We start from the raw sequence: 7,223 nt of genomic DNA, 5'->3' as shown, positions 1-7,223 counted from the left end.
GATTCCTGAAGAAGGATATTATGCGAAGTAAACTATTTTAGAAGGTTATTTCTGAGCTAAAATTTAAACAGATGCTGAAATAAATTCAGTATTTTACATATCAAAATCTCCCAAAGCGTTGTGTTAGGCGTTTGGGAGATTTTTTTTGAAAAACTTTAAACTTCACTATTACGAATCATTATCTAAATTCAACTTGCCAAGATTGAATTTGGTTATCCCAAGTTGTTATCCCAAAAGCAGACCATAATCTATTATCACTAAAGTCAGGATCTTGTTCTACTTTTCTATTTTGGATGTAGGGTTCGTTATATAATGTTTTGGACCAGCTCACTCTTCCGCCATCGCTTAATAATCCAGCTCGCAGATGAAATCGTAAACTTAAATATACAGGTTGTCCTGTTGTTCCATGATCAAAAACAGTTCCGCCTTGTTCATAAGTAGCTCTGTAAGAAGATACTTCTTTTTGAATCCAGCTTGGTAAGTCACTTTCTATTTCATGACCTTCTAAATATGCCCATCCCCACCAAGTTATTCTCCTATTGATTGTTCGAGTAACGTGATGTGTGTAACTGTATAAAGCACTGTAGTTTGTGTTTTTGAAAAACTCTAATTTAAACTTTACAGTTGCAGTCCCTGTAATTCTGTCAGCTTTGGCAGTAGAAAATGATGAAGTAGGTTTTTCTTTTAATTTATTTTGAAGCTCTCCATTTTCAAAATTTTTAGCTTCAATTTCACTATCAAATACAAACATAACGTTGTTTAGTCCAATAATTGATAACGAAGGGTTTTCAATAGAAGCAAGTTTTGTATTCCATTCTGTTTCAGTATATAATTGTCCTTGATAGTCATATGAATATTTAAAAATTATGGGCTCTACGTATGGTTTAATTTTTTCTTTGGTTACTGCTTCCGTAGGATTGGTTTCTACATTTTCTTTTTGACAACTAAATGTACATCCAACAATAAGAATTACAAGAAACTTGTATATGATTGAATTGTAGTTGTTTAATATATTTACTCTTTTCATGTTGTTATAGTTTTTATAAGATCAAGTCTGTATTGCTCTTTTTAATGGTGTAATTAAAAAAAAATTGAATCATATTTGTAGTAATTATGATTTTTCAACAAAATCATAAAGTTCATCAAGTTCAGAAATGCCTTTGCTAGCAATGACCTTTCCTTCTTCATCTAATAATACAGAAGTTGGTGTAACTTCAACTTTATAATTTTTTACTACGTTTACGGTAGCCGCTAATAATGTGGGTTTAATACCTTGCTGTTCTTTGTATTTTTTGTTTTGTTCTGGTGTTGAGCGAATTTGCATCACAACTACATGTATGTCTTCTTTCTCAGTTAGAAACGCATTTAATACAGGGTAAAATTTTTCACAATAGTCACAGCCTTCTTGAGAAAATACCAAAAGTGTTTTTTTTCCTTTATAGTCTTCTAATTTTATCTCTTTATAGTTTTCATCTTGTAAGGAAAAAGTAGGTGCTTCACTGCCTTTAGAAAGTGATGTTTCAGCTACCTTTTTAGGTTTCTTTCCGGTCATATTGTCCATAAAGGCAAAGGTAGTGCCTAGACGTTCTTGCGTATTCAATAACACGTTTTGGTTATTCTGTATATTGGTTTTGTTCATGTATGTAAAATAGGCACTAGTTGATACCATTGCTAGTACTAGTACTTGTATGCTTAAAAAGATAATTAGTATTGGCTTTTTCATTTTTTTAGTATTAAGGTAAAGTATATATTGATTGTAGAAATTATTTAAAAACTAAAAGAATAGTCTGTAGTATTCAGTACCATAAACGGATTGTATAGATTAGTTTATAAATAATAAAATTAAAATAAGTACTTTGACAAAATTTGCCAAAGTACTTACAGGTACATCTACTGTGGTGGACCGAATAATTCGATTTCGCTTAGTTGAGTCATATTTATATTTCCTCTATTTCTAGTAGTTTCAAGTCTATAATACTTAAATGTAAAAGTATTATCGAATTTAAATTCTCTTTTCTTTCTACGAGCATTCCAATTCTCGCCAGTCCAACTCTTGAGAGTCGTCCAAGTACTTCCATTGTTAGATCCACGTAATCTAAAGTTTTGAGGATCACGAGTAGGTGCGTCATTTCCACTTGTAATGGCAAGTCTATCAACAACTTTTGCTTGAGGAAATACGATTTGTATCCAACTAGGATTACTAGTCGTTGGTGCTCCAGCATTATCTAACCATTTTGTAGTTATGCTGTTATCAAAAGCCTTTTCCTTTCCTTCATAAGAACCTATTTCTGCTCTAGCAGTAATTGTTCCAGGTGGGTTTGTATAATCAACACCTACTTCAAATAAACCACCGAACCCAGAAGATTCACAGTTAGTAGCAAAAATTTTACAATCTTCATGTTGATCAATTTTATGCCTGTGTGTTAATTTCCATATTCCAATACCACCAACCACAACTAAGGCTCCAATACCACAAGTCATTGCTCCAATTTCAAAAACACTGGCAGCAACAATAGCCTCACCTGCTTCTACACCAGCAGCTGATGCTCCAGCAGCTACAGCTGTTCCAGCAGCAGCAGCGCCTGTAGCTTCTGCTCCAATTACAGCTCCAGTATCAACCACAGCATTCTCTACTACGGCTCCTGCAAGTTCTATAATCTCTCCTGAAGAATCAGCGATAACTTCAAAGCCTTCTCCAGCAGCTGTCGTTCCAGTCGAAGCCACACTTTCTCCCGCTTCAGGTGCTACATCAACAGATCCGTTCGAAAAGGCATTTGATAGCTCGACTTCAGATGTAGTTTCTCCTTGTAATTCTTCTCCCATTAAATATTCGTGAGCACGAGTAACATGTTTACTAAATCCTCTAATAAAAGCTCTAGCAACTTGATCTGGTCTGAACCCTTGTGTACCAAGTCTGTTAGCAACACTCAGGTATGCTACTCCAGCACCACTACCGAAGATACCTCCGATATACTCTTGCCAAAATTCCTTTTTTGACTGTTCAGTCTCTAAATTTCCAGCACTTGCTTGGCATTGTCCAGCTGCCGTGATACAAAAATCATCAAGTTCGTCCTGTGTTACAGTAGTTGTTGGATGATTTTGGTGTTGGCTAATATCATAATACAAATCATTTATTGTTTGCCATTCTTGTCCAGCTAAAGTATTGATATCTGTATCTTCTAAATCACTATCGTAATCCTTTGCTAAAAATCGTACATTAGAACTTTGCATTCCTTTCCAACGCACATTAGGAATGTCTTTATTTTGTGAAAGGGCACGTAAAAACTCTCCATCAGATGTGTCATCTAAATGCAAAAAGTGCGCATCACTAAATCCATTCATGGCAATTGAAGAAATGGTTGTGTTTGACCAGCCACTAAAGTTTCTAGGATTGATGTTATCTCCTGCATAAAAAGGAAAAGACTTACCACTATAGCTTGTTCCATCGTAGGCATAACCTGCAAAACTATTTGCGTTGCTTGCACAAGTTACTCTAATTGAGCTAACCCTGTCATTTAAGTTAAGAGGGACAAAATTTACAATATAACGAGGGAAAGGTACTCTAGGATAACTTTGTATTACACTTGTACCATTAGCGTTATCATAAAATGTAACACTACAGTTTGGTGCTACAATTGCTGAACTTCCTTGATTGTTTGCAACACCAGAATAAGATGTGTCAAGTTTAATAAGGACATTCAATGAACCTCCATACCAAGCCCATCTCGAACCGTTAAAATTTGTATGTTGATACATAACCACTCGTTGTGGTGATGAAGAATTGTACTTACTATTGTCTGTTTCTATTGGATTACCATCTAGGTCTACTTTATTAAGTTCTTTATCTAAAAACCCAATAGCATTTCCTTTACTATCTAATAAAAAGTCTACAGAATCAAAAACTTCACTTGATACATCTTCAGCTAGATCCGTATTGACAAATTCATCGTCTTGGCAACTTGTTAGCCCAATGGCTAACAAAACTGAAAGTGAAAGCAGAAAGCTTTTACTCCTTTCTTTAAATACACTTGTTTTTTTCATGTTATTGATATTTAATAGGTTATTTATTTGTAAAACGAGTAGGTTTTCGTTTTACCATTTTGTTGAAGTATTATATAACTAATAGAAGTAATTTTTAAGCGCGCACTCACTCATGTTATTTATTTTCAACATTACAAATGTGTATAAATACTGCTGACTTCATAGTCTCATTTTTAACGATGATTGTTTTTTTTAGTTAAGATACTTGCTCTTTTTTTACTTGAAGTTACTTTTTTTTAACCTTACTTTTTTTGAAGGAAAAACCGTAACAATATTTTCTTAAATTTAGTTTTATTACACATATGAAAAAGACCTACCTACTTATTTCCCTCATTTTTACGTGTCTGTTACAGGCTAGTAACAATTACAAAACTAAAGATGTCAACTCTCTAAAAAAGCTGTATGAACAGGCAATTCGGCAGATAAATTCGGTGCCACATGCAACAACAATAACTAGAGCTGATAAAATTTTAAAAATTATAGAGACAAAGCTTAAAGTATCTAAACAGGAGAATCGTTTGTTAGATGATATTTATGGAAAGACAATGGTAACACTTATGAATATGTATGATACACAAAAAGTGTACGATTCTGTAAGTCATTATTATACGAAGATCAATGAACGTATTGTCCACAAAGAAATTTTAGGAGATGCCGAACTATATCTTTACAGGAAAAAATTCTATGAAAAAGAATATTTTGAAGCCGTTCGTTCATTATACAAAGCATTGGACTATTTTAAAACGGCAAGTTTAGTTGACAAAGAAATTATTACCTATATAAATTTAGCACAACTCTATAAAAAAACACAAAATCTAGAATTGTCCCATGAAATGGATTCTATCCTAATGCAAGACTATTTATATAGACCTATTTCTAAGATACTTAAAAGCAGAATTCATATGAATCATGCTTCATATGTTGCTTCCTTAGGAAATACCAAAGAGGCAATTGCTATTTTAAAGAATTTGGATTTTGCCGATTTTGCAGAAAATAAATGTGTGGTAAAGTATTATTACACTGAATTAAGAAACAGATATACCAAGTTAGATGAAATAGATTCTGCACGTATCTACATGCAAAAGTTTCATGAAATAAAAACAGTATTGTCTTCAAAAGATAAAGCAGAAAAAAGTATATATGAAGCTATGTTTCTTGTAAAAGAAAAAAAATATAAACGTGCATTACAGTATGTAAATTTAGCTAAAACAAACCCAGCTGTAGCTGATGTAGAACAATTTGATTTGATAAAACTACACAAAGTAGACTTTATTAGTAATGAAGCGCTGGGGAATTTCAAAGAAGCTTTTTATGCTTTGAGCGAATATTATACAGTACGGAATGCAGTAAAAAGCTTTAACTTAAATTTGAATGCTTCAATTCTGAATTTTAAATTAAATCACGATAAAAAAATAAAAATATTACAAGAAAAAAGCCAAATGAATGCCTTGATGCTTGATGAAAAGAAGAAATTCTACATATTCTCAACATTCATAGTCTCAGTATCACTTACCATTCTAATCTTTTTAATCATCTTACACAAATGGAAAAAGAAGCGATTGAAACTACAATACGAAAATGATAAAATGAAGGAAATTGCGCTCATCAAGAATAATTTTATTGAAAATCTATCACACGAAATTCGTACACCAATCACGATCACTACAGGATATCTTCAAATGATTACAAACAATGCAATGGATTATGCGAAAATTGTAAAATATGTTGACAAAACCGTTAGGAATAATGAACAAATTATTGAAATGCTCAATAACTTTTTAACACTCTTAAAGCTTGAAAAAAATGCTTTAGAAGGCAAAAAAACAACGCACAACTTACAAACATATCTTAAAGATTGTGTATATGCTTTTCAAGGAGTTGCAGCAATAAAAGGGGTATATGTATATTACAAATCTAATATAAAAGCCAGCCAACAAACTAACTATCAATATGAAGATTTACGGAAAATTATAAACAATTTAATTTCCAATGCCTTAAAATATACAAGTCCTACCTACGGAATTTACATTCATACCTTTATCAATAAAAACAGTTTACACATTGTAGTCAAAGATGAAGGAATTGGTATCGAAAAAAGTGAGCAAAAGTTAATTTTTGATCGTTTCTATCAAACTAAGAACAACTCAGTCAATGGCGGATTTGGCATCGGACTTTCGTTAGTACAAGAACTCGTTGCCAAACTAAATGGAACCATCCAATTACAAAGTAAAAAAAATGTAGGAAGCATATTTACCATACAATTACCATTACAAATAGAAAACGCATCATTATACATAGATGAAAAGAAAACTGAATATCAAAAAATAACAATGCCAGAAGATGTAAATGAAATTCAAAAAAATAATTTGCCCAAAATATTAATTGTAGATGATAACATTGAAATGATCGGATACCTTAAAGACTTGCTTTCTCCAAAACTAAACTGCACATTTGCCTTTGATGGCGCACAGGCAATATCTTTTGCGCAAAAAGAACAATACGAATTAGTACTGTCAGATTTACGAATGCCACTAATGGACGGACAACAATTAAAAACTAAACTAAGTAGCTTTAAAAATTATGAAACTGTTCCTTTTATGATGATGACAGCTTCTGCGGATGAATATTTAGAAAATAATAAAGAACAACTCGGAATAGACGATTATCTCATTAAACCGTTTGAAGGAGTGGAACTTGTAACACGGATCAATCATCATCTAGAAAAAAATAGTTACAAAAAACAATTGCAAAGCCAAGACGGAGAAAGAATTTCGTGTAACGGCGCTTACGCAGATTTTATGGAGAAAATAAACACAACCATTCTCGGAAATTTGACCAACAGTAAATTTAGTATCAACGAATTGGCAAAATCTTGTGGTTACAGTCACAAACAATTTACACAAATTATTCAAGAAAAAACGGGTTTAACACCTGTAAAAATGATTTTAGAAATTCGATTACGAAAAGCATATAACCTAATCGTAAAAGATCACTATAGCAACATTAGCGAAGTATTATATGCAGTTGGACTCAATAGTCGTTCGTATTTTAATAAAGTATTTTCAAAACGATTTGGGCTAAAACCAGGTGAACTTATCAAGAAGGTGAAAATAGAAAGAAAAGCATCTTAAAAATCCACAATCCGTGGTTACGCGAGAATAAATTGAACAACAAATCAAGAA

The 7,223-nt window shown here is 32.4% G+C and carries 4 protein-coding genes; 1 reads left to right on the top strand and 3 read right to left on the bottom strand.

Going from position 1 to position 7,223, the window contains the following annotated elements; all coding sequences use genetic code 11:
* Positions 1-178: 178 nt before the first annotated feature.
* The 3 genes from AA089_RS22325 to AA089_RS22315 all read right to left on the bottom strand — a co-directional run bounded on the left by AA089_RS22325 (position 179) and on the right by AA089_RS22315 (position 3,981).
* Complete coding sequence (locus tag AA089_RS22325) at positions 179-1,027, bottom strand: hypothetical protein (RefSeq protein ID WP_046759244.1); 849 nt, start codon at positions 1,025-1,027, stop codon at positions 179-181.
* Between the two features lie 84 nt (positions 1,028-1,111).
* Positions 1,112-1,723: a TlpA family protein disulfide reductase gene (locus AA089_RS22320; RefSeq protein WP_046759243.1), complete on the bottom strand. Its 612-nt coding sequence runs from the start codon at positions 1,721-1,723 to the stop codon at positions 1,112-1,114.
* A 167-nt stretch (positions 1,724-1,890) separates the two neighbouring features.
* Positions 1,891-3,981: a discoidin domain-containing protein gene (locus AA089_RS22315; protein WP_162200472.1), complete on the bottom strand. Its 2,091-nt coding sequence runs from the start codon at positions 3,979-3,981 to the stop codon at positions 1,891-1,893.
* Between the two features lie 362 nt (positions 3,982-4,343).
* On the opposite strand from AA089_RS22315, the gene AA089_RS22310 reads away from it, so the two are divergent.
* Positions 4,344-7,172, top strand: a complete 2,829-nt coding sequence (locus AA089_RS22310) for a hybrid sensor histidine kinase/response regulator transcription factor (protein ID WP_082113447.1) — start codon at positions 4,344-4,346, stop codon at positions 7,170-7,172.
* Positions 7,173-7,223: the final 51 nt, after the last annotated feature.

The organism is Kordia jejudonensis, from assembly GCF_001005315.1.
GTDB lineage: Bacteria > Bacteroidota > Bacteroidia > Flavobacteriales > Flavobacteriaceae > Kordia > Kordia jejudonensis.
This window is presented reverse-complemented; position numbering and strand designations above follow the sequence as displayed.